We start from the raw sequence: 2146 nt of genomic DNA, 5'->3' as shown, positions 1-2146 counted from the left end.
GGACAGTGCAGGTATTGGACTTATCTTAGGAAGAATGAGAGATTTTGTCCCTACTAATGGGCAAACAGTTATTTTACATCCTTCTGAAACGATGAAAAAAATCTTTCAATATTCTGGTCTCGGTTCCTATGTTTGGCCAACAACAGAAGAAGAAACAATCGCACAGTTAGGGGGTATTTTAAATGGACAATGAAATGACGCTATCGTTTATTGCCATTAGTGAAAATGAAGGTTTGGCACGTATGGTGATGACGAGCTTTATTGCATCTCTTGACCCAACCATTGATGAATTAGCTGAGTTTAAAACAATTGTTTCTGAAGCAGTGACGAACGCCATCATTCATGGATATGAAGAAGATGGGGAGGGCATCGTAACCATACGGGCCAAAAGAAATGGACAATCAATCACGATGACCATCAGCGATGAAGGCAGAGGCATTCCAAACCTCGAGCAAGCGATGGAACCTCTTTATACATCAAAACCGGAGAGAGAACGCTCCGGGATGGGCTTTACCATTATGGAAAGTTTCTCGGATCATTTGTCGGTATGGTCAGAGCCTCAGAAAGGAACTGCGATTACCTTTACGAAGGAATTTTTACCCATACAATCCAACTTCGTTTTAGGTGAACGATGACGACGCCTATCGGACAACAACCCGTGTTGTTGACTCAAGAAAAAATGCGTGAATTGATCTTTTTGTCTCAACAGGGAGACAAAATTGCCAGACAAACCATGGTAGAAGGAAATACCCGTCTTGTCTGGTCCATCGTCCAACGATTCGCTTCACGGGGAGCGGATTTAGAGGATCTATTTCAAATCGGTTGTATAGGGTTAATGAAATCTGTCGACAAATTCGATTTATCGTACGAAGTTAAATTTTCCACTTATGCTGTTCCAATGATTATTGGGGAAATACAACGGTTCCTGCGAGATGACGGCATGGTTAAAGTAAGTCGTTCCATCCGGGAATTGAGTTTTAAAATTCGTCATGCAACCGATGAATTTATTCGGCTACATGAACGCCAACCCTCCTTGTCGGAACTTGCCACAACGCTTGATGTGACGATGGATGAAGTGGTTTTAGCTTCCGATGCATTAAGAGATCCAGCTTCTCTTCATGAACAATTATTTGAAAGTGAAGGGGACGCCTTAACTCTGATGGATCAATTAAGAGACGAACGTTCGGAGCGCTCGTTTGATCACATTCCATTGCGAGATATTTTATCGAAACTCGGAAAAAGGGAACAAATGATTATCTATTTACGCTACTACTTGGACTGTACGCAAAGTGATATTGCGGAAAGGCTCGGTATTTCACAAGTGCAAGTTTCCAGGTTGGAAAAGAAAATACTTAAGCAACTGAAAAGTTGGATGATGCCTAAACAGGCGACATTAAAGGATGGATCTCAATAGATAAGTCACTTTTTGCCAATATCCAGGATGCTGAATCCTTTGTGTATTCCAAGTTTGGAAAGGGAGAAAGCTTCGATGTTGGTGTCAAAAACGCACACGTTTGGTCAATACCATCATTATTTGTCTATATGAATGGGTTGATTGATTCTACGACACTTACACAAATTTTGACGTTAACACAGAGCACGACATCTCAAGTGAAACATAAATTAGAGATTCATGAAATTGAAGCAATGAATAGTTATTTTCCATATCATTCAGTCACAATCTATGACTCTAAAGATGCCTGGCTGTCCGCAATTTTAAGTGGACAGCTTGGTATTGTGACATCTGGTGGTTATGTTTTCACAATCGATGTTCGTTCATATCCAGGAAGACAACCCGATGAGCCTGATAATGAAAAAGTCATTCGCGGATCTCGTGATGGCTTCACGGAAAATATTTTACAAAATACGGCATTAATTCGAAGAAGAATCCGGGATGTCTCGCTTCGCTTCGAATTAACAAAGCTTTCCACTCGTGGTCAAACGGATACGGTAATCGCTTTTATTAAAGGTGTAGCGAATGAACAGCATATCGATTATATCCGCAAACGCATGAAAAAAATCCATCACGATGGGTTGACAATGACAGACAAGTCGCTAGAAGAATGGATATTCAAGCAAAAGTTCCATCCTGTCCCATTTGTTCGCTATACAGAACGTGCTGATACATGTGCAGCTCATTTATTGG

Annotated in this window: 3 protein-coding genes and 1 pseudogene; all 4 read left to right on the top strand. The window is 40.9% G+C overall.

All coding sequences use genetic code 11. The features are described from left to right. Positions 1-193, top strand: a pseudogene (locus AC1DSL_RS17510) (anti-sigma F factor antagonist); the annotation flags it as partial. Next, complete coding sequence (gene spoIIAB, locus AC1DSL_RS17505; protein ID WP_016427459.1) at positions 183-635, top strand: anti-sigma F factor; 453 nt, start codon at positions 183-185, stop codon at positions 633-635. The pseudogene AC1DSL_RS17510 and the gene spoIIAB, both read left to right, overlap by 11 nt. After that, complete coding sequence (locus AC1DSL_RS17500; protein WP_016427458.1) at positions 632-1414, top strand: SigF/SigG family RNA polymerase sporulation sigma factor; 783 nt, start codon at positions 632-634, stop codon at positions 1412-1414. The genes spoIIAB and AC1DSL_RS17500 overlap by 4 nt, the downstream gene beginning before the upstream one ends. A gap of 41 nt (positions 1415-1455) precedes the next feature. Continuing rightward, positions 1456-2146: spore germination protein (locus tag AC1DSL_RS17495; protein ID WP_477533206.1), on the top strand; the 691-nt coding region annotated here is incomplete at its 3' end.

The organism is Paenisporosarcina sp. P4_D4 (assembly GCF_056401835.1).
Note: the sequence above shows the minus strand (reverse complement) of the source record. Positions and strands in the feature narration are given on the sequence as shown.

What these genes read in the sequence shown, in the direction of transcription:
- AC1DSL_RS17500 (WP_016427458.1), top strand. Translation starts at nt 632, where the DNA reads ATGACGACGCCTATCGGACAACAACCCGTGTTGTTGACTCAAGAAAAA.
- spoIIAB (WP_016427459.1), top strand. Translation starts at nt 183, where the DNA reads ATGGACAATGAAATGACGCTATCGTTTATTGCCATTAGTGAAAATGAA.